26 protein-coding genes are annotated in these 22948 nt (G+C 67.9%); 13 read left to right on the plus strand and 13 right to left on the minus strand.

Translation table 11 applies throughout. The features are described 5' to 3' along the window. Positions 1-59 precede the first annotated feature (59 nt). Together ACIA8G_RS31790 and ACIA8G_RS31795 are read right to left on the minus strand one after the other, a co-directional pair. A complete protein-coding gene (locus tag ACIA8G_RS31790) occupies positions 60-287 on the minus strand; it encodes a hypothetical protein (RefSeq protein WP_396422386.1) in 228 nt (75 codons plus the stop codon). A gap of 71 nt (positions 288-358) precedes the next feature. After that, entirely contained in the window at positions 359-790 is a 432-nt protein-coding gene (locus ACIA8G_RS31795) for a phosphohydrolase (protein WP_396422387.1), read from the minus strand. A 144-nt stretch (positions 791-934) separates the two neighbouring features. Here ACIA8G_RS31795 and ACIA8G_RS31800 point away from each other — a divergent pair, with 144 nt between their 5' ends. The 5 genes from ACIA8G_RS31800 (at position 935) to ACIA8G_RS31820 (ending at position 8139) form a co-directional block, all read left to right on the plus strand. After that, on the plus strand, positions 935-2392 hold the full coding sequence (locus tag ACIA8G_RS31800) for a chitinase (protein WP_396422388.1): 1458 nt from the start codon (positions 935-937) through the stop codon (positions 2390-2392). A 120-nt stretch (positions 2393-2512) separates the two neighbouring features. After that, the gene (locus tag ACIA8G_RS31805; protein WP_396422389.1) at positions 2513-3559 is read left to right on the plus strand and encodes a nitronate monooxygenase; all 1047 of its coding nucleotides are present in this window, start codon (positions 2513-2515) and stop codon (positions 3557-3559) included. A gap of 10 nt (positions 3560-3569) precedes the next feature. Beyond that, entirely contained in the window at positions 3570-5087 is a 1518-nt protein-coding gene (locus tag ACIA8G_RS31810) for a DUF885 domain-containing protein (RefSeq protein ID WP_396422390.1), read from the plus strand. Then, positions 5084-6610, plus strand: a complete 1527-nt coding sequence (locus ACIA8G_RS31815) for a DUF885 domain-containing protein (RefSeq protein ID WP_396422391.1) — start codon at positions 5084-5086, stop codon at positions 6608-6610. The genes ACIA8G_RS31810 and ACIA8G_RS31815 overlap by 4 nt, the downstream gene beginning before the upstream one ends. Next, complete coding sequence (locus ACIA8G_RS31820; protein WP_396422393.1) at positions 6607-8139, plus strand: DUF885 domain-containing protein; 1533 nt, start codon at positions 6607-6609, stop codon at positions 8137-8139. The genes ACIA8G_RS31815 and ACIA8G_RS31820 overlap by 4 nt, the downstream gene beginning before the upstream one ends. Here ACIA8G_RS31820 and ACIA8G_RS31825 read toward each other — a convergent pair. Together ACIA8G_RS31825 and ACIA8G_RS31830 are read right to left on the minus strand one after the other, a co-directional pair. Continuing rightward, entirely contained in the window at positions 8114-9532 is a 1419-nt protein-coding gene (locus tag ACIA8G_RS31825) for an amino acid permease (RefSeq protein WP_396422394.1), read from the minus strand. The genes ACIA8G_RS31820 and ACIA8G_RS31825 overlap by 26 nt on opposite strands. Before the next feature lie 123 nt (positions 9533-9655). Then, the gene (locus ACIA8G_RS31830) at positions 9656-10624 is read right to left on the minus strand and encodes a zinc-binding dehydrogenase (RefSeq protein WP_396422395.1); all 969 of its coding nucleotides are present in this window, start codon (positions 10622-10624) and stop codon (positions 9656-9658) included. 80 nt (positions 10625-10704) lie between these two features. Here ACIA8G_RS31830 and ACIA8G_RS31835 point away from each other — a divergent pair, with 80 nt between their 5' ends. The 4 genes from ACIA8G_RS31835 to ACIA8G_RS31850 are packed head-to-tail and all read left to right on the plus strand — an operon-like array spanning position 10705 to position 12080. Next, positions 10705-10917, plus strand: a complete 213-nt coding sequence (locus ACIA8G_RS31835; protein ID WP_396422396.1) for a hypothetical protein — start codon at positions 10705-10707, stop codon at positions 10915-10917. After that, positions 10914-11360: a ribonuclease domain-containing protein gene (locus ACIA8G_RS31840; RefSeq protein ID WP_396422397.1), complete on the plus strand. Its 447-nt coding sequence runs from the start codon at positions 10914-10916 to the stop codon at positions 11358-11360. The genes ACIA8G_RS31835 and ACIA8G_RS31840 overlap by 4 nt, the downstream gene beginning before the upstream one ends. Then, entirely contained in the window at positions 11357-11620 is a 264-nt protein-coding gene (locus tag ACIA8G_RS31845) for a barstar family protein (RefSeq protein WP_396422398.1), read from the plus strand. Before ACIA8G_RS31840 ends, ACIA8G_RS31845 begins: the two co-directional genes overlap by 4 nt. A 43-nt stretch (positions 11621-11663) precedes the next feature. Next, on the plus strand, positions 11664-12080 hold the full coding sequence (locus ACIA8G_RS31850; protein WP_396422399.1) for a hypothetical protein: 417 nt from the start codon (positions 11664-11666) through the stop codon (positions 12078-12080). On the opposite strand, the gene ACIA8G_RS31855 is transcribed toward ACIA8G_RS31850, so the two are convergent. Continuing rightward, a complete protein-coding gene (locus tag ACIA8G_RS31855) occupies positions 12077-12850 on the minus strand; it encodes an enoyl-CoA hydratase-related protein (protein ID WP_396422400.1) in 774 nt (257 codons plus the stop codon). The genes ACIA8G_RS31850 and ACIA8G_RS31855 overlap by 4 nt on opposite strands. Before the next feature lie 62 nt (positions 12851-12912). On the opposite strand from ACIA8G_RS31855, the gene ACIA8G_RS31860 reads away from it, so the two are divergent. Next, the gene (locus ACIA8G_RS31860) at positions 12913-13527 is read left to right on the plus strand and encodes a DJ-1/PfpI family protein (RefSeq protein ID WP_396422401.1); all 615 of its coding nucleotides are present in this window, start codon (positions 12913-12915) and stop codon (positions 13525-13527) included. After that, entirely contained in the window at positions 13514-13948 is a 435-nt protein-coding gene (locus tag ACIA8G_RS31865) for a MarR family winged helix-turn-helix transcriptional regulator (protein WP_396422402.1), read from the plus strand. Before ACIA8G_RS31860 ends, ACIA8G_RS31865 begins: the two co-directional genes overlap by 14 nt. A 40-nt stretch (positions 13949-13988) precedes the next feature. Here the strand turns inward: ACIA8G_RS31865 and ACIA8G_RS31870 are convergent, their stop codons facing one another. The 3 genes from ACIA8G_RS31870 to ACIA8G_RS31880 all read right to left on the minus strand — a co-directional run bounded on the left by ACIA8G_RS31870 (position 13989) and on the right by ACIA8G_RS31880 (position 16495). Continuing rightward, a complete protein-coding gene (locus ACIA8G_RS31870) occupies positions 13989-14600 on the minus strand; it encodes a cyclase (RefSeq protein WP_396422403.1) in 612 nt (203 codons plus the stop codon). A 168-nt stretch (positions 14601-14768) separates the two neighbouring features. Then, positions 14769-15383, minus strand: a complete 615-nt coding sequence (locus tag ACIA8G_RS31875; RefSeq protein WP_396422404.1) for a response regulator — start codon at positions 15381-15383, stop codon at positions 14769-14771. Then, complete coding sequence (locus ACIA8G_RS31880; RefSeq protein WP_396422405.1) at positions 15380-16495, minus strand: sensor histidine kinase; 1116 nt, start codon at positions 16493-16495, stop codon at positions 15380-15382. Before ACIA8G_RS31880 ends, ACIA8G_RS31875 begins: the two co-directional genes overlap by 4 nt. A gap of 112 nt (positions 16496-16607) precedes the next feature. Between ACIA8G_RS31880 and ACIA8G_RS31885 the strand changes: the two genes are divergently transcribed. After that, positions 16608-16784, plus strand: a complete 177-nt coding sequence (locus ACIA8G_RS31885; RefSeq protein ID WP_396422406.1) for a hypothetical protein — start codon at positions 16608-16610, stop codon at positions 16782-16784. A gap of 21 nt (positions 16785-16805) precedes the next feature. Here ACIA8G_RS31885 and ACIA8G_RS31890 read toward each other — a convergent pair whose 3' ends face one another. After that, positions 16806-18851: a BTAD domain-containing putative transcriptional regulator gene (locus tag ACIA8G_RS31890; protein WP_396422408.1), complete on the minus strand. Its 2046-nt coding sequence runs from the start codon at positions 18849-18851 to the stop codon at positions 16806-16808. Positions 18852-18994: 143 nt separating this feature from the next. On the opposite strand from ACIA8G_RS31890, the gene ACIA8G_RS31895 reads away from it, so the two are divergent. After that, positions 18995-19468: a hypothetical protein gene (locus ACIA8G_RS31895; protein WP_396422409.1), complete on the plus strand. Its 474-nt coding sequence runs from the start codon at positions 18995-18997 to the stop codon at positions 19466-19468. A 58-nt stretch (positions 19469-19526) separates the two neighbouring features. On the opposite strand, the gene ACIA8G_RS31900 is transcribed toward ACIA8G_RS31895, so the two are convergent. From ACIA8G_RS31900 to ACIA8G_RS31915, 4 genes are read right to left on the minus strand one after another with little or no spacing between them, the layout of a single operon-like run. Further along, positions 19527-20231 (minus strand): sirohydrochlorin chelatase, encoded by a 705-nt coding sequence (locus ACIA8G_RS31900; RefSeq protein ID WP_396422410.1) that lies wholly within the window; start codon positions 20229-20231, stop codon positions 19527-19529. Then, positions 20228-21100 carry an ABC transporter permease gene (locus tag ACIA8G_RS31905; protein WP_396422411.1) on the minus strand — a complete coding sequence of 291 codons (873 nt, stop codon included), beginning with the start codon at positions 21098-21100 and terminating at the stop codon, positions 20228-20230. Before ACIA8G_RS31905 ends, ACIA8G_RS31900 begins: the two co-directional genes overlap by 4 nt. After that, on the minus strand, positions 21084-21860 hold the full coding sequence (locus ACIA8G_RS31910) for an ABC transporter ATP-binding protein (RefSeq protein ID WP_396422412.1): 777 nt from the start codon (positions 21858-21860) through the stop codon (positions 21084-21086). The genes ACIA8G_RS31905 and ACIA8G_RS31910 overlap by 17 nt, the downstream gene beginning before the upstream one ends. Before the next feature lie 32 nt (positions 21861-21892). Continuing rightward, entirely contained in the window at positions 21893-22942 is a 1050-nt protein-coding gene (locus tag ACIA8G_RS31915) for an ABC transporter substrate-binding protein (RefSeq protein WP_396422413.1), read from the minus strand. Between the last annotated feature and the right edge of the window lie 6 nt (positions 22943-22948).

Consider the following 22948-nt stretch of genomic DNA (forward strand, 5'->3'; position numbering starts at 1 on the left):
TGGAAACGCAAAGGCCACCCGCGGCAACGCTGCCGGGGTGGCCCACACATGTGTGTTCGTCAGGCGGTACGGAGCAAACGATCCATGGCCTGGCGGTTGATGATCGAACGGAGCTCGGTCGTCTCCTCGGCGCTGTGGCGGGAGAGGATGGCGTCCAGTTCGATGCGGTCGCTCTCGGAGGTGTAGCTGGCCAACTGCCGCTCCAGGCTCCGGCGCTCCACACGAGCAGCACGGCGGGAGGCCAGGCTCGAGCGCAGGGACTTCACGGTCAGGTCGTGGCGGGTCATTTCGTCCTTCCAATCGGTTACGGTTTGATAATACACCCTGTTCAGGGCACCTGTACCGATGAAGAAGTTAGTTACCTCACGAAGTTGTCGAGCAACCTCACCGCGGTCGCGTACTTGGCCTGCAGTCGTTCCTGCGTGGCCGCGTCCAGGCGGGCCATCCGCGCGGGCGAGAGGTTGTCGTTGATGTCCGCCCGCTTCACGATCAACGCCAACGGGTCGGCCGCCACGCGCCGCAGGTAGTCCTCCTGGGGCTCGGCGGGCAGGTGCGTCAACGCCACGACCGCGTCAACAACAACGGCAGGGCATCCGTGCGCACGCAGGTCCGACACCGTCACGGACGTGTCCTCGATGACGTCGTGCAGGACGGCGGTCATCTGCGCGTGTTCACCGGTGACGGCTGCCATCACCCGCAGCGGGTGCCCGATGTAGGGCCGGCCGGACTTGTCGACCTGGCCGTCGTGGGCGGCGGTGGCGAGCGCGATGGCGTCGGAAAGCGTGAACACCCGCACCAAACTAAAGCAGCGTGGTGGCGGCGTGGTGGTCGAAATACATCCGATGACCTACGCAACGCTTGACCGGGACCAGTGGTCTAGTCCATTTTTAACCGACTCACAGCATGGCCGCCGCATGATGTGTGGAGGTGGACCATGTCCAAGACCAGACGAGCGGCGATAGCGATGCTGTCGGCGTTCATCGCCTGTGCGGGTCTGGTGCTGGTGATCAACGGCAACGCCGTTGCCGCGAACCTCGCGGCCAACAGCGGTTTCGAGGCCGGCAACCTGAGCGGTTGGACCTGCACCGAGGGCACCAGTGCCACCACGAGCACCAAGCGCTCCGGCAACTACGCGCTTCAGGGCGCGCCGGTGGGGCAGAGCAACGCGCGTTGCCAGCAAACCGTTTCGGTGCAACCGAACACGGCCTACAAGCTGTCGGCGTGGGTGCAGGGCAGCTACGTCTACCTCGGTGTCACCGGTGGAGTGGAGAAGAACACCTGGACGCCCGGCGCGAGCAGCTTCACGCAGCTCGCCGTCGACTTCAACAGCGGCGGCGCCACCAGCGTGACGATCTACCTGCACGGCTGGTACGGCCAGCCCGCCTACTTCGCCGACGACGTCAACCTCGATGGGCCCGGCACGCCGCCGACGACCACGAGCACCACGACCACCACCACGACGACCACTACCACCACCACGACCAGCAACCCGCCGAACACCGGCCTGCCCAAGCACGTGCTGACCGGCTACTGGCAGAACTTCTACAACGGAGCGCGCGCACTGCGTCTCTCCGACGTCCCCACCACCTACGACATCGTGGCGGTGTCGTTCGCCGACGCGACGGCCGTGCAGGGACAGGTCGCGTTCAACCTCGACCCGGGGCTGAGCAGCCAGCTCGGCGGCTACACCGACGCGCAGTTCAAGGCCGACATCAGGACGCTGCAGAACCGCGGTCAGAAGGTGATCATCTCCGTCGGCGGTGAGCGCGGCACGATCAGTGTCGGCAACTCCACCGCGGCCACCAACTTCGCCAACAGCGTCCGGAGCCTGATCTCCACGTACGGCTTCAACGGGGTCGACATCGACCTGGAGAACGGCGTCAACGCCACGTTCATGGGACAGGCGCTGCGCAGCATCCACGCCGGTGGCGGCACCGTGATCACGATGGCGCCGCAGACGATCGACATGCAGAACACCGGTGCCGAGTACTTCAAGCTGGCGTTGGCGATCAAGGACATCCTGACCATCGTCAACATGCAGTACTACAACTCCGGCACGATGCTCGGCTGCGACCAGCAGGTCTACGCCCAGGGCACGGTCAACTTCCTGACCGCGCTCGCCTGCATCCAGCTGCAGAGCGGCCTGCGGGCCGACCAGGTCGGTCTCGGCCTGCCCGCGTCACCTTCGGGTGCCGGTGGCGGGTACCAGTCGCCGTCCAACGTCAACAACGCGCTCAGCTGCCTCGCCCGCGGTACCAACTGCGGAACGTTCAAGCCGAGCACGACCTGGCCGTCCATCCGCGGCGCCATGACGTGGTCGATCAACTGGGACGCCTCGAACAACTGGCAGTTCGCCAACACCGTCGCCCCTCATCTGGACTCCCTGCCCTAGATGATGGTCACGTCGGCGCCGCGTCCCGAGTGGAGGCGGCGCCGACCGGTTTTTCTTGCGTTGGCAAGGACACAGGGATTTCGCCGGGCGTCCACGTCGCGCTCCAACTAGGTTGTCCTCATGTTCCACACGCTGGCCGTGCCCGTGATCGCCGCGCCCATGGCAGGTGGTGCCTCCACCCCCGAACTGGTCGCCGCGGTGAGCGAAGCAGGCGGGTTCGGGTTCCTCGCGGCCGGTTACCTCACGGTCGAGCAGTTCGCGGAGAAGATCACGCGGACCAGCGAGCTCACCAGCAAGCCGTTCGGGGTCAACCTGTTCGTGCCCGGCACGCGGCCGACGGCGGACATCTCGTCCTACGTGCACCGCGTCACCGCGTGCGCGGAGAAGATCGGAGCGGTGCCCGGCGACCCGCGCTGGGACGACGACAATTACGCCGCCAAGCTCGAACTGGTGCTGGCGCTGCGGGTGCCGGTCGTGTCGTTCACCTTCGGCCTGCCCGACGCCGACGACGTGCAGCGGCTCAAGGCAGCGGGCACCACGATCGTGGTCACCGTCACCACCCCGAGTGAAGCCCGGCAGGCGAAGCAGATCGGCGCGGACGTCCTGTGCGTGCAGGGTTCGGACGCCGGCGCCCACCGCGGCACGTTCACCGACGACGGCATCTCGCCCGGCGGTGGCGAGCTGTACGGCACGCTCGCCGCGCTGCGGCTGGTGAAGAGCACCGTCGACCTGCCGGTGATCGCGACCGGTGGCCTGATCAACGGCGCGGACGTCGCCGCCGTGCTCGCCGCGGGGGCGGTCGCGGCCCAGCTCGGCACCGCGTTCCTCGGTTGCCCGGAGGCTGGAACCAATGCGGTGCACCGGGAAGCGCTTGCCGAAGGGGCTCGCCGGACCGCGCTCACGCGGGCGTTCAGCGGACGGCCGGCCCGCGGGCTGGTGAACCGGTTCCTGATCGAGCACAGCCCGCACGCGCCGGCCGCGTACCCGAACGTGCATCACCTGACCAAGCCTGTGCGCGCGACCGGTGAGCTGGAGGTCATGTCGCTGTGGGCGGGCACCACGTATCCGCTGGCCACGGCGGAACCGGCGGGTGACATCGTGCGCCGCCTGCAGGCCGAGCTCACCGAAGTGGTTAATAACTTGGCCGAGCGCTTCAAGCGCGGCTAAGAAGGAGAGCGTGACCTCGCTCTCAGATGTGATGTTCAAGGCGATGATGGACTGGTCGCCGACGTACGCCACGCAGCTCGGCATCCCCGGCTGGGACGACCGGCTCGACGACCTCAGCGTCGACGGTCACCAGGCCATGCGCAGCAGGCTCGTGGACATCCTCGCCCGCGTCGACGAGAGCGACGAGGACCCGGTCTCGCGTGCCGTGATCAGGCATCAGGCCGAGTCGATCATCACCGAGATCGACGCGCGGCTGGTCGAGCACACCGTGGCGTCCGGGTTCAGCGCACCGGTCGCGGCGCTGCTCGCGGTCGCCTCCGTGGTCGACTACTCGCAGCGGCTGCACCAGATCCCGCGTTTTCTCGAGCAGGCGGGGGAACGGCTGCTCAACACCGACCGCAGGCCGTTGCGCCGGCACGCCGAGAGCGGCGCGGCCCACCTCGAGCGCTTCCTCGCCTCCCCGGTGCAGGAGTGGGAGGGCGACGCGGACCTGCGGCCGGCGTTCGCCCGGTTCCGCGAGATCCTGCTGGAGCTGCCGGGCCGTGACGACGAGCAGGCCGGCCTCTGCTGGCTGCCCGAGGGCGAGGCGAACTACGCGAAGCTGGTCCGCGACTACACGACCAGCTCGTACACCCCGGCCGAGCTGCACGAGCTGGGTCTCGACCTGATGGCGCGGCTGCGCGAGGAGTACGCGGAGATCGGCTCTAGCGTGTGGGGCACGAAGGACGTGCCGGAGATCTTCCAGCGGCTGCGCACGGAACTGTTGTGGGTCAACGAGAACGACATGCTCACCACAGCGGTGGAGGCCGTCGCACGGGCCGAGCGGGAGGCGCCGAACTGGTTCAGTCGGGTGCCGCAGGCGCCCTGCGACGTCAGGTTCGTGACCGAGATGGACCGCGAGGCCTCGCCGCTCGCGTTCTACGTGGAGGCCGCGCTCGACGGTTCACGTCCTGGTACGTACTTCGTGAACCCGTTGGGCGCCAAGGAACGCAGCCGCACCCTCGCGGAGGTGCTGGCGTTCCACGAGGCCGTTCCCGGCCACCACTTCCAGGCGACGATCGCCGCGGAGACCGAGCTGTCGAACGTGCGCAAGTTCGCGTCCATCGACTCGTACCTCGAGGGCTGGGGCCTCTACACCGAGCGCCTCGCCGACGAGATGGGCCTGTACTCCTCGCAGGAGGCACGCCTCGGCATGCTGGGGCTCGACGCGACGCGCGCCGGGCGGCTGGTCGTCGACACCGGGATGCACGCGTTCGGCTGGTCCAGGCAGAAGGCCGCCGACTACCTGCGTGAGAACACGGTCATGCCCGAGCCGGAGATCAGCGCCGAGATCGACAGGTACATCGAGGCACCGGGCCAGGCGCTCGCGTACATGGTGGGGCGCCTGGAGATCCTGCGGTTGCGCGGCGAGGCCGAGGCGCGGATGGGCGAGCGGTTCGACATCAAGGCGTTCCACGACCTCGTGCTGGAGAACGGCCCGGTACCGCTGTCCACCCTCGGTGATCTCGTGGCAGGTTGGTCCGCATGACCTCGCTCGCGGACGAGATGTTCCAGGCATCCATGGACTGGAACCCCTTCTACGCCACGTTGCTCGGCCTGCCGGGCTGGGACGACGAGCTCACGGACCTGAGCGAGGAGGGCGGGCAGGCGTTGCAGGCCCGCATCGCCGGCATCCTGCTCCGTGCGGAGACGAGCGACGAGGACCCGGTCACCCTCGCGGTCCTGCGGCACCAGGCCCACTCGATCAGCGACAAGATCGAGGCCCGGCTGTACGAGCACACCGTCGCGACGTCGTTGCACGCACCGGTCAACGGGCTGCTCATGATGGCGCCGATGATCGACATGTCCCAGCGCCTGGGGAAGATCGCGCGGTACGTCGAGCAGGCGGGCGACCGGGTGCGGAACTCCGACCGCAAGCCGTTGCGCAGGCACGTCGAGTCCGGTGCGACGCGGCTGGAGAGGTTCCTCGCTTCTCCGGTGGAGGAATGGGAAGGCGACCGTTCCGCGGAGATCCGCGCGGCCATCGCCGGGTTCCGCGACGTTCTCCGGTCGATCGAGAATCCGCGCGGCGACGACCAGCCTGGCCTGTGCTGGCTGCCCGACGGTGAGCGGAACTACGCGAACCTCGCCCGCGACTACACGACCACCTCGTACACCCCGGCCGAACTGCACGAGCTGGGCCTCGACCTGGTCACGCGGCTGCGTGAGGAGTACGCCGAGATCGGCTCACGGGTGTGGGGCACGAAGGACGTGCCGGAGATCTTCCACAGGCTGCGCACGGAACTGTTGTGGGACAACGAGGACGAGATGGTCGCCAGCGCGTTGGAGGCGATCGCGCGAGCCGAAGCCGAGGCACCGAACTGGTTCGGCCGCATGCCAGAGATCGGCTGTGAGGTGCGACTGGTCGACGAGGCGCAACGGCCGAACGCGGCGATCGCGTATTACACGCACGCGTCGCTGGACGGCTCCCGTCCCGGCATCTACTGGTTGAACCCGTTGGGCGCCACCGAACGCAGCCGCACGCAGTCGGAGGTCACGGCGTTCCACGAGGCCGTGCCGGGCCACCACTACCAGATCTCCATCGCGGCCGAGACCGACCTGCCGAACCTCCGCCGGTTCGCGCGAATCGAGGCCTACATCGAGGGCTGGGGCCTGTACACCGAGCGCCTCGCCGACGAGATGGGGCTGTACTCGTCGGATGAGCAACGCCTCGGTGTGCTGGGGCTGGACGCGATGCGCGCCGGGCGGCTCGTGGTCGACACCGGGATGCACGCGCTCGGGTGGACCAGGCAGCGTGCCGTCGACTACCTGCGCGAGAACACGGTCATGCCCGAGCCGGAGATCAACGCCGAGATCGACAGGTACATCGAGGCACCGGGCCAGGCGCTCGCGTACATGATGGGACGCCTGGAGATCCAGCGGGTGCGCGCCGAGGCGGAGGCGAAGCTGGGTGACCGGTTCGACATCAAGGCGTTCCACGACCTGGTGATCGGCTCCGGGCCGATGCCGCTGTCCACCCTCGGTGATCTCGTGACAGATTGGGCCGTATGACCTCGCTCGCGGACGAGATGTTCCAGGCGTCGATGGACTGGACGCCTCTCTACCCCACGATGCTCGGCCTGCCGGGCTGGGACGACAAGCTCACGGACCTGAGCGAGGAGGGCCAGCAGGTACTGCGGGCACGGATCACGGACATCCTGAGCCGTGCGGAGACGAGCGACGAGGACCCGGTCACCCTCGCGGTCCTGCGGCACCAGGGCCGGGCGATCATCGACCGGATCGACGCCCGGCTGTCCGAGCACGCCGTCGCGACGATGCTGGAGGCACCGGTCATCGGGCTGCTCATGATGGCCCCGCACGTCGACATGTCCCAGCGAACCGGGAAGGTCGCGCGGTACGTCGAGCAGGCCGCCGAACGGCTGCAGGGCTCGGAGCGCAGGCCGTTGCGCCGGCACGTCGAGATCGGCGTGACGCGGCTGGAGAGCTTCCTCGCCTCCCCGGTGCAGGAGTGGGAAGGCGATCACTCCGCGGAGATCCGCACGGCCATCGCCGGGTACCGCGATGTCCTGCGGTCGATCGAGAATCCGCGCGGCGACGACCAGCCGGGCCTGTGCTGGCTGCCGGACGGCGAGCGGAACTACGTGAACATGGCCCGCAGCTACACGACCACCTCGTACACCCCGCGCGAACTGCACGACCTCGGCCTGGAGTCGATGGCGCGGCTGCGTGAGGAGTACGCCGAGATCGGCTCACGGGTGTGGGGCACGAAGGACGTGCCGGAGATCTTCCACCGGTTGCGCACGGAACTGTTGTGGGACAACGAGGACGAGATGGTCGCCAGCGCGCTGGAGGCGATCGCACGGGCCGAGGCCGAGGCACCGAAGTGGTTCGGCCGCATGCCGAAGACCGGCTGCGAGGTGCGGCTCGTCGACGAGGCGGAACGCCAGGTCGCGGCGATCGCGTACTACGACCTGGCGTCGCTGGACGGCACCCGTCCCGGCACCTACTGGCTGAACCCGTTGAACGCCACCGAACGCAGCCGCACCCAGTCCGAGGTCACGGCGTTCCACGAGGCTGTGCCCGGCCATCACTACCAGCTGTCGATCGCGGCCGAGACCGACCTGCCGAACCTCCGGCGATTCGCGTTCATCGAGGCCTACATCGAGGGCTGGGGCCTGTACAGCGAGCGCCTCGCGGACGAGATGGGCCTGTACTCCTCAGACGAGCAACGCCTCGGCATGCTGGCGCTGGACGCGATCCGCGCCGGCCGTCTGGTGGTCGACACCGGCCTGCACGCGTTCGGCTGGTCGAGGCAGCAGGCCGTCGACTACCTGCGCGAGCACACCGCGATGGCGGAGTCGGAGATCAGCTCCGAGGTCGACAGGTACATCGAGGCACCGGGGCAGGCGCTCGCGTACATGGTGGGGCGCCTGGAGATCCAGCGGGTGCGCGCCGAAGCGGAGGCCAAGCTCGGCGACCGCTTCGACGTGCGTGCCTTTCACGACCTGGTGATCGGCTCCGGATCGGTACCGCTGTCCGTTCTCGACGACATCGTCACTGCTTGGACTGCTTCTCCATGACGGAGTTCCGCTTCGAGTAGGTGAAGTAGATGATCAGGCCGATCACGAACCAGACCGCGAACCGCAGCCAGGTCTCCGGCGTGAGGAACGTGATCAGCCAGACCGAGAAGATCACGCCGATGATCGGCACCACCGGCATGCCCGGCGTCTTGAACGTGCGCGGCAGGTCCGGCTGCTTGTAGCGCATCACGATCACGGCGATGCAGACCACGACGAACGCCAGCAGGATGCCGATGTTCGTGAGCTCGGCGGCCTCGGCGATCGGCAGGAACCCGGCGATGACCGCCGAGGCGATGCCGAGCACCCAGGTGATGCGCGACGGCACGTGCTTCACCGGGTGCGTCTTCGCGAACCACTGGGGCAGCAGGCCGTCACGGCTCATCGAGTAGCCGACGCGGGCCGCGCCCAGCAGGAACGTGAAGAGCACCGTCGTGATGCCGAGGATCGCGCCGACCGAGATGATGATGCCCAGCGCCGGCAGGCCGATGTCGGCGAACGCCGTGGCGAACGCGGACTCCGAGTCGACGTCCTTGTAGTTCACCATGCCGGTCAGCACCAGGCAGGCCAGCACGTACAGCACCATCGAGACCGCGAGCGAGTAGATGATCGCCTTCGGCATGTGCCGCTGCGAGTCCTTCGACTCCTCAGCCGCCGTCGACATCGCGTCGTAGCCGAACACCGCGAAGAACACCGTCGCCGCACCCGTGAGCGCACCCGAGATGCCGAACGGGAAGAACGGGTTGTAGTTGTCGGTGTTGATGTGGAACGCGCCGACGATGATCACCAGCGCCACCACGGCCATCTTCAGGTACACAAGCGTGGTCTCGAAGCGGGCCGCGTTCTTCATGCCCGTGTTCAGCACGTACGCGATCAGCAGGCACAGCAACACCGCGAACAGGTTGACCTTGTACGTGCCCTCGGCGACGCCACCTGTCTCGGTGCCCGGCGCGCCCAGCATCCACTGCGGTAGATGGATGTTCAGCAACGACAGCAGTTCGGTGAAGTAGCCGGAGATGCCGATCGCGACCACCGCCACGATCGCGGTGTACTCGAGCAGCAGGTCCCAGCCGATGAACCAGCCGACGATCTCGCCGAGCACCGCGTAGCCGTAGGTGTAGGCACTGCCCGCCTTGGGGATCAGGCCCGCGAACTCCGCGTACGAGAACGCCGCCGCCGCGCTCGCGATACCGGCCACGAGGAACGAGATCAGCACGGCCGGGCCGGCGGTCTTGTTCGCGACGGCACCCGCGAGCGAGAAGATGCCCGCGCCGATGATGCCGCCGATGCCGATCGCGGTCAGCTGCCACAGGCCCAGTGTTCTGGTGAGCCCGTCGCCCTTGTCCTCGGAGATCTGGTCGATGGGCTTTCGCCGGAACACGCCCTGCGTAGTCATGCTTCAGCTCCCTTGATGAAGTGGGTCCGGGCGAACCTATTCGCGTCAACTGTCACGCGGTTTGTCCGAACCCACCAATCAGGAAGCCGACTTTTGTCCTGACGTGCTGTTTACGGCCAGTGTCTATCCTCGGGAGAAGACGATCTTGCCCGCGGTCTCACCGTCGAGCATGGACTTGAGCCCCTGCTCGGCGTCCTCGAACTTCAGCTCGGCGCCGATCTGCGGCTTGAGGCCGTTGATCGAGCAGAACCGCAGCAGGTCGCCCAGCTCCTCGCGGGTGCCCATGGTCGAGCCGACCACGCGCAGCTGCAGGAAGAACAGCCGCTGCAACTCGGCCGCCGAGGCGTCACCCGACGTCGCGCCGGAGATCACCACGATGCCGCCGGGCTTCAACGCCTTCATCGAGTGCGACCAGGTGGCCTTGCCGACGGTCTCGAACACCGCGTCGACCCGTTCAGGCAGGCGCGCACCCGACTCGAACACGTCGTGCGCCCCGAGAGCGGTCGCCAGCGCGCGCTTCTCCTCGCTGCGGCCGGTGACCCAGACGCGGAACCCGGCGGCGCGGCCCAGCTGGACGAGCGCGGTCGAGACACCGCCCGACGCGCCCTGCACGAGCATCGTCTGACCGGGACGCAGACCGGACTTCACGAACAGCATCCGGTACGCGGTCAGCCACGCCGTGCCCATGCACGCCGCCTCGGCGAACGACAGGTCGGCGGGCTTGGGCAGCGCGTTGCGGGCCGGGACGATCGTGTAGTCGGCGAACGTGCCCTGGTGCTTCTCGGTGAGCAGCGTCCGCTTCGGGTCGAGGGTCTCCTCGCCCGACCAGTTCGGGTCGCCGATGACCGAGTGCAGCACCACCTCGGTGCCGTCGTCGAGGGTGCCGGCGCCGTCGCAGCCCAGGATCATCGGGAACTGCTCGGGCTTGATGCCGACGCCGCGCAACGTCCACAGGTCGTGCATGTTGAGGCTGGCCGCCTTGACGGCGACGCGCACCCAGCCGGCGGGGACCTCCGGGTCGGGGCGCTCGCCGACGCGAAGCGAGGCCAGCGGGTTCTCAGGACTGGGTTCTGCTGCGTAAACGGCGAACATGGTTCGCAACATACCCATCGTTGGGTCGGCCAAATGCCGTGACACCGGTCACGAGGCCAGCAGACGCTAGGCTCGGAGTCGTGGACTGGCTGGTGCAGTGGTGGGACGGGGTCGAGCTGTGGGTCGTGCAGCTGCCCGTCGCCGTGCAGTTCCCCGTGGTGATGGTGGTCGTGCTGCCGCTCTGCCTGGGCGTGGCGCGGTTGATCGACCGGGTCGTGGATTGGGGCGCGAAGAACCCGGCTTCGGGGGCCGAGGTGGCTCCTGAGCCCGAGCCGGAGAAGGTCCCCGCGTGAGCCCTGGTCGCCGCCTGACGGTCGCACTGGTCGGCCTGATCGCGCTGGTCGTGGTCGGCTGGTTCGTCAAGGACAACGTCTCGAACCCGGAGAAGCCCCCGGCGAGCATTCCGGCCTCGGCGTCCGCGGTCGCCGGCGTGCCCGGTGCGAAGTCCGGCCTGGACGTCAAAGCGCTGTCGTCGCTGCCCAAGGAAGCGGCCGCGACCTGGAAGCTGATCGGGTCGAACGGGCCGTTCCCGCACCCGCGCAACGACGGCGTGACGTTCCAGAACCGGGAGAAGCGGCTGCCGCAGAAGGACTCCGGGTACTACAAGGAGTACACGGTGCCGACGCCGGGAAGTCAGGATCGCGGTGCACGCAGGCTCGTGACCGGTTCGGAAAAGGAAGTCTTCTACACCGGCGACCACTATTCGTCGTTCGTCGTCGTGGACGTGCAGAAGTGAAACGGCACATTCTCGTTTCGGAAAAGAAGGCGGCGATCGCGGCGATCGCGGAGGCGCTGTCGTTTCCGGAGTGGTTCGGGCACAACCTGGACGCGCTGTACGACAGCCTGACCGACCTCTCGTGGCTGGATCCCGGCGAATACGTGCTGTTCGTACCGGCAAATCTAGACGCGAGCGTCTCGGAAGTATTGCGTGACGCTGCGAAGCAAACCGCCGAATCAGGTGACCGCAGACTTCGGGTTGTTCGCACAGATCGGTGACTTGTGCTGCGTTTCCGCCGTCCAGAGTGGACAGTGCACTTCCATGGGAACGCAATTCCGCCGTCTGGGCGTTCTGCTCAGCGTCGTTGCAGTTGTTGGTGTGCTCAATCCCGCCACGTCGTACGCCGGTGACCCGGACTGCTCGCAGGAGGGGCCCTTCACGCCGTTCGAGACCATCGACGGTGACAACCCGGTGACGATGCCGAACGGCCGGGTGATCGAGCTGCGCGCCTCGAACAAGTCCAAGTGCGCGTGGGGCCGCATCTCCTACGGCACGCCTGGCGAGGAGATCTGGACGGACCGCAAGGACCCCTCGGCCAACGAGCACGAGGGGTTCCTCGGGTACACCAGGATCGACTCGGGCACCGCGAAGTACACCGAGGCCTTCAAGAACGACGGCAAGGTCATGCGCGCCTGCGGTTCGTCGCAGGGCAAGATCGAGTGCAGTGGCTGGTTCTAGTCCGCTGGCACCCAGGAGGGCTTGCGCTTCTCCTTGAACGCCGCGATGCCCTCCTGGCCCTCCGGCCCGCCGAAGTGCTGTGCCGACAGCTTGAGCATGTCCGCGAAGACCTCGCCGAGGTTGGTGGACCGCTCCTGCTGCAGCATCTCCTTGGTCGCCGCCAACGCGCTGGGCGCACCCAGGGCGAGCATGTCCGTGTAGCGGCGGACCTCGGCGTCGACCCCGTCGACCGGTACGGCGGAGTTGAGCAGCCCGATCTCGACGGCCCGTGCGGCGTCGAAGGCCTCGCCGGTGAGGAACAGCTCGTGCGCCTGGCGGGGGAGCAGCCGCGGCAGCACGGTCACCGAGATGACCGCCGGCACGACACCGATCCTGACCTCGCTGAACGCGAACGTCGCCTCGTTCGCGGCGATCGAGATGTCGCAGGCCGCGACGATGCCGACGCCGCCGGCGCGGGCCGGGCCCTTGAGGGCGGCCACGACCGGCTTCGGGCTGGTCCAGAGCTGCTCGAGGATCGCGGGGAACTCGTTGACGCCCTGGTCGCCCGCGCTCGCTCCCGCCGCCTCCTTGAGGTCCATGCCGGAGCAGAACACGGAGCCCGTGTGGGTCAGCACGACCACGCGCACCTGATCGTCCTTCGACGCTGTCGTCAGGTGCTCGCGGAGCTCCCGGCGCAGCTGCGAGGACAGCGCGTTGCGGTTGTGGGGAGAGTCCAGCGTGATCGTCGCGATGCCGCGCTGCACCTCGTAGTGGACCAGCTCATCTGCCATGCCGCTGACCTTAACGCCCTCCGATATTGACAGCATGCTGTCATATATGACAGTCTACTGTCATGACAACGACGGTGTACCTCGCTCTGGCCGACGACCTCGCGGACTGGGAGTACGGCCACGTGGCCGCCCAGGTGAGCCTGCAGCAGTTCCAGGTCCAGCCGGGGCGCTACGAGATCAGGACCGTGGGCCTCACGACGGACCCGATCCGGACCATCGGCGGCGTGCGGATGCTGCCGGACATCGCGATCTCGGACGTCTCGCTCGACGACGCCGCGATGCTGGTGCTGCCGGGCGGCGATGGCTGGGAGAGCGGTGCGCTGGCGCCGTTCGCGAAGCTCGCGCGGCAGTTCCGCGAGGCGGGCAAGCCGATCGCGGCGATCTGCGGCGCGACGGTCGCGCTGGCGGCCGAGGGGCTGCTGGACGACGTGGCGCACACGTCGAACTTCCTTGAGGGGCTTGGCTCTTACGGCGGTGCGGCGCATTACCGCGACGAACGGGTCGTGCGCGACCAGGGAGTCATCACGGCCGGCGGCGCGAGCGCGCTGGAGTGGGCGCGCGAGGTCCTGGCCGAGCTGGAGGCGTACTCGCCGAAGACTCTTCAGGCCTGGTACGACTTCAACCGCGAGGACGGCGTGGCGGCGTTCGAGAGGCTGGTGGCGAGTGTCCAGGACTGAGTCGGGCGACGTGCTGACCGACGTCGTGATGAGGACGTTCCGGCTGTACGGGGCGTTTCTCGAGGCGGCGGAGGTGATGACGAAGCCGGTCGGCCTGACCGCGGCGTGGTGGCAGGTGCTGGGGGCGGTGCTGCGTGAGCCGCGGTCCGTCTCCGGCGTCGCCCGCGAGATGGGGCTGGCCCGCCAGTCCGTGCAGCGGATCGCGGACCTGTTGGTGGACAAGGGTTTGGCCGAGTACCTGCCGAACCCCGCGCATCAGCGCGCGAAGCTCGTCCGGCCCACCGAAGAGGGTTTCGCGGCGATCGAACGGTTGCGGGACGCGCAGTACGAGTGGGCCAATCGCGTCAGTGCGCAGGTCTCGCTCGAAGACCTGCGCACGACGCTCTCCACGATGACCGCGTTGGTCGCTGCTACTTCGTGATGCCCGGCAGGGGGTGGGGCATCCCTCGATCTCCTGGGTCTCAACCGATGGTGGTGCTGGTCAGGACGGGGCTCGGGTCCGGGTAGCCCTTCGCGGCGGCGTCGATCGGGAAGCCGAACGCGATCACGACCGCGGTGAACGTGAGGCCTGGCGCGTCATAGCTGGTGCCGCCGAGCTTCGTGGCGACGGTCCCGGTGCCGCCGGCCTGCAGCTCGATGGTCACCACGGGCAGTTCGAAGTCGGCGCCACCCTTGATCGGGCCAGGCACCTTGAGCACGACGTCGTTGCCGACGAGCCCGATGGTGGGCGTGCTGTTCAGCCCGGAGCCGCCGGAGAGCGACGCGGACGTGAACTTCGAGTTGGCGGGCACGGGCATGCTGAGCGCGAAGTTCTTGATCTCGCGCACCTGCCTGCCCTCCGCCTCCGACGGCACCTTGTTGGGTGCAGGGTCGATGGTCACCTTGACGGAGCCGTTGGGTGCGACGGTCTCCGGTGCGGTGGCGTCGAGCCCTTGTTCGAGCGTGAACTCCGCCGTCTGACCGGCGGCGCTGGCCCGCATCTTGAAGGTGATCGTCTGCGGAGCCGCTGAGGCGTTGGTGGCGAACATCAGCATGGGTACCAGTAGTAGAGATGCGATTCCGGCTAGCTTCATGGACTCTCCTCGTTGAGGGACGAGGGGCGTTCCAGCACACGGCGTAATCTCTTGCCTACTAATGAGTAGGTTTCACGTCAACGGTTCACACTTCACATCGCCCGAACGGCCCTGCACATTCGATCTTGTGGCCGCGCCCGAAAGGGACACGAGCTATGACAAACGTTGCTACAGCGGCGGTAGCCAGCCCCGGCTCAACGCCACGGTCACGGCCGCGGTGCGGTCGTTGACGTCGAGCTTCGTGAACACGTGCAGCAGGTGGCTCTTCACGGTCGCCTCGCTGACGCTCAACTCCTGACTGATCGCGATGTTGGACAGCCCACGGGCGACGAGCGCGAGCACCTCGGCCTCTCTCGCGCTCAACCCCGGCCGCTGCACGGCGCTCACGAGCTTGGTCGCGACGGGGGAGGCCAGCACCGTCTGACCCCGGGCGGCGGCACGAACGGCGTTGATCAGCTCGTCGCTCGGCGCGTCCTTGAGCAGATACGCGGTGGCACCGGCCTCGATCGCCCGCAGGATGTCGCCGTCGGTGTCGAACGTCGTCAGCACAACGACCCGGCAAGCCGTGCTCGCAACGACTTTCCCGGTCGCGGTGGCGCCGTCCATGCCGGGCATCTTGAGGTCCATCAGCACGACGTCCGGCGCCAGCTCGCCCGCCAGCCGCACCGCGTCCTCGCCACAGCCGCACTCGCCGATGACGGTCAGATCCGGCTGGCCTTCGAGGATCGTGCGCAGCCCGAAGCGGACGACCGGGTGGTCGTCGGCCAGCAGCACACGGATCACGAATCCTCCAGCCGCACGTGCACGTGGACTCCTTCGCCTGGGGCAGAACGGATGTCGAACACCCCGCCGGCCGCCCGCACCCGATCCCGCAACCCGTCGAGACCGTAGCCCTGCGGGGCGTCTTCGCCGAAACCGCGACCGTCGTCCGCGATCCGCAGTGAAATCGCGTCCGAGTAGTCGAGCGAGACGGTCACCGTCGAGGCGTGCGCGTGCTTGCGGACGTTCGCCAGTGCCTCCTGCGTGACGCGCAACAGCATGACCTCGCGATCAGGTGGCAACGGCCGATGCTCGCCGGTCACGTTCATCGATGCGGCGAGCCCGAGTTCGCGACCGAGGCGTGAGGTCAGCCGTTCCAGCGCGGCGGGCAGCGAGGAGCCGTTCAACGCGGCCGGTGTGAGTGCCGCGACCAGGGCGCGGATTTCGGCGAGGTTCTCGGCCGTGGTCTGCTCGGCCAGCGCCAGATGTTGGTCGCGCGCAACAGGATCAGTGGCGGTTCGGGCCGCACGCAACAGCAGCAGCACCGAGGTCGCGCCCTGAGCGAGGGTGTCGTGCAGGTCGCGAGCGAGCCGCTCCCGTTCGGTGAGCACGCCCGCCTCGTGGCTGACGTCGGCGAGCTCGGCGCGTTCACGGCTCTGCTGGATGATCCGGGCGATCCACAGCCCCAGCATCACCGCGGGCACCACGCTGAGAAAGATGATCACCGCCGCGCCGACCGAGTCCGGCCCGAAGCTGCCGGTCACCAGCACGACGATCCCGATCGACGCGGACGTCAGTGCGGTCGCCCAGATCGCCAGGCGCGGCTCCAGCAACGACCAGATGTGCGGGTAGAGCGCGAAGAACAACACGGACAGAGCCGGTACCAGGGCGAACATCGCGATGACCAAAGGAATCGCGACGGCCAGGTAGCGAACCCCGCGGGCATCGCGTTGCAGGGGCGCCCCGACGCGCCAGTACCAGAGGCACAGCGCGGCCAGCAGCGCCAAGGCGGCGAAGCGAGCGTTCCGCGGGACCTGGTCCTCCGCGACCACCAGGATCACGCCGACCGCGGCGAACACCGCGAAGGCGACGTGCCAGGCGACCTTGGTGCGGTCCCAGGCGTCTTCGGAGGACACCAGCAAACTGTGCAGCCACGCACGCGGAAACACCAGTAACCGGTCGACGGATCGCGAAACCCACCGGTCCGTCGATGTTTACCGCACCACGGCGACGCCAGGATTTGCGGTCATGACGAAGAAGAAGTCCGGTCTTGTCCTGCTGATCCTGTCGATGGTCTACGCGGCTGTCATCGCTCTGCTGGCGGTCTCCGGTTCGGGTGCGCTCACGGTCGTCGCGATCGCCGGGGGAGCGTTGCTCGGCATCGGTTGGGCGACTGTCGGTTACCTCGGAGCCCAGAAGTCCTGAGCAAACCGTCCTGCAACGGAGTCAGTCGTTCGCGTCGGTGACGGTGGCAGTGGTCACCCACCGGTCCTTGCCAGAGGTTTTGGCCAGGCGCAACGCGATGTCGGCAACGCGTAGCAGTTCGTTCACGGTTGTGGTGGCCAGTGGCCGTTCGACTACGCCGACGCTGGCGGTCACCGTCAGCTCGTGGTCACCGATGACCATCGGCCGCCGCAGTGCTCGCACGGCTCGTTCAGCGATGTCTTCCGCCTTGGCGTCTTCGACGAGCAACATGAACTCGCCGCCACCGACCCGCGCCACGAACGTGTCGAGTTCGGTCAATCGCCGGCCGACCTCGGCCAGCACCTGGTCGCCGAGGTGATGGCCGATGCGGTCGTTGACGAGTTTGAAGTCGTCGAGGTTGAGGTAGCACAGTCCGACCCGGCACGCGGTGGTCTGCTTCAGCCGCCTCATCAGGGTGGCCCGGCCCGGCAGACCGGTCAACGGGTCTTCCGTCGCAGTCAGCCGCAGCATGGGATACACAACCGCCAGCTGATAGCGCGGAGCCCCGTTGTCGTCGGACACCTTCGACAGCATGAACTTCGTCCGCACCGTCTCGCCGTCGGCCCTGACGAACCTGATGTACCTGCCCAGGTTGTTGCGGCTCTCGCGCCACACATCCAGTTGCAACTCCCGCCACTGCGGCAGATGTTCTGTCGCCACGTATCGGTCCAGCCCCGCTGCCCGCATTTCGCGCAGGTCCCGGCCGAGCAAGTCCTGCAGCGTGCGGTTCGCGTCCATGATCGCGCCGTCGAGCCCCATGATGCCAACGCCGATCTTGAGGTCGAAGAAGAGTTCGCGGAATGCCCCGTTCTGCCAGATGTCCCAGACCTTGTCGTCGCGCAGCTGGTGCGTCTCGATCTCGGTGAGCCGCTCGTCCTGCTCGTCCAGCAGCTGCTGGACCCGGTCCAGGCCTGTGCCTGCGTCCGTGAGCACCTCGTCTGGTGTAGGACCGCTCAGGACCGGAACGAGCTCGCCGAATGGTGACGTGCCGTCCAATGGCTGCAACCGTTGTTCCAGCACGAGGATCCGGCGTTGCGCCGCGTCGGCCAGTGCTTCCGCGCGCCGCCGCTCGCGACGGGCCTGAGCGAGCTGAGTGGTGGCCTTGGCCAGCAGGGCACCCCGTTCCTCGGTGAGCTGGGTGACCATTGTGGACAATCGCGTCAGCACAGTCTGCAGCACCAGCACGAGTTGCGAGGACCGCTGTTCGGCGCGCATGCTCTCGGCCAGTTGCCCGCGTGCGTCGGCGAGTTCGTCGGTCTTCTCGATCAGCTTGCGCTGCAGCCGGATGGTCTCTTCCGCCTGCGGCACCAGCGCGCGGTCGTTCGTCAGAATCGAGGTGTGCAGGTCGCGAACCGCCGCGCCGGGCTCCACCCCGAGCTGGTCGACGAGCAGCGTGCGCAGGCGCTGGAACGCCGTGAGTGCCTCGGCTTGGCGGCCGGAGCGGTACAACGCGAGCATCAACTGGCCGGCCAGTCGCTCGTCCGACGGATCGTCGTCCACCTGAGCGCGCAGCCCCGCGAGAAGCTCGGTGTGCCGCCCGAGCCGCAGCCCGACGTCGGTCAGGTCACGCTCGGCCGCCTGGCGTTCGGCTGCGAGACCCACGCGCACAACGTTGATCCACTCGGTGTCCAGGCCGGCGAACGCCTCTCCACGCCACAGGCCGACCGCTTCACCGAGCAACGCGGCGGCCGGTTCGTCGTCCGCTGTCCGCGCCCGTGCGACGAGCCGGCGGAACCTGTGCAGGTCGACGTCCTCGGTGTCCAGGACATAGCCACCGGACCGCCGGGACAGGCAACCACAGCCGGGTAGCTGGCGCAGCCGGGTGATGTGGCTCGCCAGCGTGGCACGGGCACTCGGCGGGGGCCGTTCGCCCCAGACCCGGTCCACCAGGTGCTCGACCGGCACCGACCGGCCCGCGTCGACCAGCAGCGCCGCCAGCACACACCGTCGCCGTGGCGGCCCCACCTCCACCTGCCGGCCGTCAGCGTCCATCTCGACGGCGCCGAGCACGCGGAACTCCACGACCATCTCGCCTCCCCGGTCAGGGGGACAACGAAATCACAAACTTCCCGCAACAACGAGGGATCACCGTTGATCGCAGCGTCCTCCACCACCGCTGGGGGTGTGGTGGAGGACGTCGGAACAGATCACTCGAAGGAGAGGAAGCTCGCATGGAAAGGCGATTCTGGAAAACGGTCGGCGGTGTGGTCGCCGCGATGGCCTTGATACTGGCGACGATCCCTGCGGCCACGGTCCTGGCAGGTCAGGACGTCGTGGTCAAAGAGGTGCCGGTATCAGCCGCGTCGATCGACTCCACCGGTCATTGCGACTTCCGGCGAGGAGTTCACGTCGGCCGAGTGCTGTGCGGATCCCACATCTGGACGTATGTCGATTTCCAGTGGAGTGACGGCCGCTGGGAGACGTTCGTCGTCGGTACCGACGCTGCGGTCCACCACATCTGGCAACGGTGGAACGGTGACACCGAATGGAGTGGCTGGCAGACCTTCGGCGGTCGCGTGTACCAGGGTGTCCGTTCGCTCGGCTCCACCACGAACCGTCCGCGAATCGCGGTCGCCGGCGGCGACTTCAACGGATACTGCCTGAACTTCGACGGCAGGAACTGGACAGGCTGGTACCACTGCTAGTGGTGTAGGTGAAGCGCGGCCTCTCGCGTGATCAACCGATCAACGAGAGGCCGCGCGCTCAGGCCGAGCGGGCTACCAGCTGCTGTGCGAGCGCCTCGTCGTAGCGGTCCAGCACCAGCTGGGCCACCTCGACGTCGTCCCCCAGCGGGGCGGCGACAACGGCGTCTCCGGCGAGCCTGGCCACCTTGTCCGGCAGCAAGCCCGGCGCCAGGAACCACGAGGCGACCGCGATCCGTTCGGCACCACGGGCTTTGAGCCGGGCGATGGCCTCCGGCACGTCCGGCGACGCGATCGAGGCGAACGCCGCCTCGACCCCGGCCCACCCGGATTCCCGGGCCCACCGCCGGGCCACCGCCGCCACCGCCTCGTTGGCGGGTGCGTGCGAGGAGCCCGCACCCGCGAGCACCACGCCCAACGAGCGGTCGCCGAAATCAACGCCGGCCTCGGAAAGCCGCCGCAACGCGGCCGACTCCAGCCGCGGATCCGGGCCGAGCACGTCAGCCACGACCGCGGGCACCCGTGCCTCGGCAACGGCGGCCGGCACGTCCACCCGAGCGTGATAAGCCTTGCCCAGCAACAAAGGCAGCACGACCGCAGGCCCGCGCAGCACATCGCTCAACCGAGGCGCACAAAGATCGAGAAACGCTCCGCGCACCTCGAGCTCCGGCCGCAACCCCCGCACCACGTCCAGCAACTGGTGGATGGACGCGGCCGATCGCGGATCACGGCTGCCGTGCGCGACAGCGACAAGTGGAAAAGTCACAGCGCTCCAGTCAATCCGCGGGCTCGCAGCACAGCGCGTTCCAACGGCCGGAACAGCAGCAGCTCGATCCCGATGCCCACCAGCAGGATCAGGAAGATCGCCGCGATCACCATGTTGATGTCGTTCAACGACGACCCGTTGTGCAGGTACTGCCCGAGCCCGACACCGAGCTGAGGCGAGGTCGCGATGATCTCCGCGGCCATCAGCGACCGCCACGAGAACGCCCAGCCCTGCTTGAGCCCCGCCAAATACCCGGGCAGTGCGGCCGGCAGCAGGATGTGCCGCGCGGAGGCCAACCGGCCCGCGCCCAGCGCCCGTCCCACGCGGGGGAGCAGCGGCGGGATCTGGTCGATACCGGCCACCAGCCCGTTGGCGATGGACGGCACAGAGCCCATCAGCACCACGAAGTAGATCGTGGAAGGCGTCGCGCCGAACCACAGGATCGCGGCCGGAACCCAAGCCACCGAAGGAAGTGACTGCAGGCCGGTCAGCAACGACCCGATCGCCGCGCGCACCACCCTGACCTTGGCGATCAGCAACCCCAGCGGCGTCGCGATCAGCACCGCCGCGATGAACCCGAACACCGCGCGGTGCAACGAGGTCCACAGGATGCCGAACGCCTCACCCGAGGAGACCGAGCGCACTAGCTCGTTCCACACGTTGGCCGGTGCGGGCAACCGGAACTCCGGCAGGATCGCCGAAGCCCAGATCGCCTGCCACACGCCGAGCAGCAGCGCGAAGGCGATGATCGGTGGCACGCCGGTCTTCAGGAACCGGCGCCACACCGGTGGCTTGTGCTCCTGAGGCGGCGCGTCCAGTGCATCTAGGCCGGCGCCGACCTTGTCGAGCGTGTCAGGAGGCGTGGCCACTGATGACCTCTCGCAGATGAGTGTTGATCTCGTCGAGAACCGTGTCGGAGGAGTTCGTGACGTCCCACTCGCGCACCACACGGCCGGGGCGTGAGGACAGCAGCACGACGCGCTGGCCGAGGCGCACGGCCTCGCGCACGTCGTGCGTCACGAAGATGATCGCGGTGTTCGTGGTCTCCCACACGCGCAGCAGTTCGCTCTGCAGCACGTCCCGCGTGATGGCGTCCAGTGCCGCGAACGGCTCGTCCATCAGCAGCAGGGCGGGAGAACCGTCCTGGGACACGGTGGCCGACGCCAGTGCGCGGGCCAGAGCCACGCGCTGACGCATGCCGCCGGACAGCTCGTGCGGACGCTTGTCCGCGACGTCACCGAGGCGCACCAGCTCCAGCAGGTCCAGTGCGCGGCGCTTGCGCGCCAACCGGCCGACGCCGGCGAACCGCAGCGCCAGCTCGACGTTGCGCGACGCGGTCAGCCACGGCATGAGCGCTGGCTCCTGGAACATCACGGCCGGGCGCGACGTGTTGAGCTCCAACGAGCCCGACGTCGCGCCGTCGAGGCCGGCGACGATGTTCAGCAGCGTGCTCTTGCCGCAGCCGGACGCGCCGAGAAGGCACACGAACTCACCCGGCTTGACCCTCAGGTCGACGCCGTCGAGCGCCACCACGGCCGAGCTGCCGTGGCCGAACACCTTGCGGATGCCTGCCAGTTCGACGGCGGTATCCACAGTGGACAGAGCAGTGGTCTCGAGCGTGGCGGTCATGGTCGTGTGCCTTCCCCTCAACGTCTCGTGAACTACTTCTTGTCCAGGCCTGCTGCTTGGACCTGCGGCTTGCCCTGCGCCTGCAGGACCTTGTTCAGCAGCGTGAAGTCGGCGTACCCGGCCACGTCCGCGGCCGCCTTGGCCACCCCGGCGGTCACGGCGTCCTTCGCGAGCTGCGGGAAGTGCTTCGCCTGCGCGTCCGTGGTGAGCTCGATGTTGGCCCACGCGGAGTCGAGGATCTTGTCGCCGAGCTTCTTCGAGGTGAGCTTCTCCAGCGCGGCGTTCACGGTCTTCTTCGCGTCGGCGGAGTTGGCCTTGGCCCAGTCGATGGCGGCGACGTGGCCCTTGAGCACGGCCTCGACCGTCTCCGGGTGTTCCTGGAGGAACTTCGTCCGCACGATGACCACGGTGGTCGGGAACGCCCCGCCGTCCCACAGCGTCTTCTCGTCCAGCAGCACCTTCGCGCCGGCCTCGGCCACCAGGCGCGACGACCACGGCTCCGGCGCCCAGGCGCCCTGGATGTCGCCCTTCTTGAACAGGTCGAGGCTCTGCGCGTTCTCCACGTTCTGGACGGTGACCTGGCCGGTGAGGTTCTTGCCCGCCAGGTACTTCTTCAGCGACACGTCCTGGGTGTTCGCGAGCTGCGGCGTGGCGACGGTCTTGCCCTTGAGGTCCTCGATCGAGTTGATCTCGGGCTTCACGACCAGCTGCGCACCACCGGACGTGGCACCGGCGATGAGCTTGACGGCCTCGCCCTTGGACTTCGAGTAGGCGTTGATCGCGGGACCGGAACCGATGTAGGCGATGTCGAGGGACTCACCGAGGAGCGCGTTCACCTCGTCGGGACCGGCGTTGAACGTCTGCGTCGTCAGCTTGGTGGAGCCGAGCTCGGACTTGAAGAGATCCTTCTCCACGCCGATCAACGCGGCGGCGTGCGTGACGTTCGGGAAGTAGCCGATGCGAACCTCGGCCGCGGCGCCCTTGGACTGGGCGGCGGGAGCGTCGCTGGATCCGGCGCGGCTGCAACCGGAAAGTGCTGTCAGGGCGATGAGTGCGATGGCAACGGCGGGCTTGAGGTTCACGGGAAC

The sequence above is a fragment of the Lentzea sp. NPDC051213 genome (assembly GCF_044455585.1).
GTDB lineage: Bacteria > Actinomycetota > Actinomycetes > Mycobacteriales > Pseudonocardiaceae > Lentzea.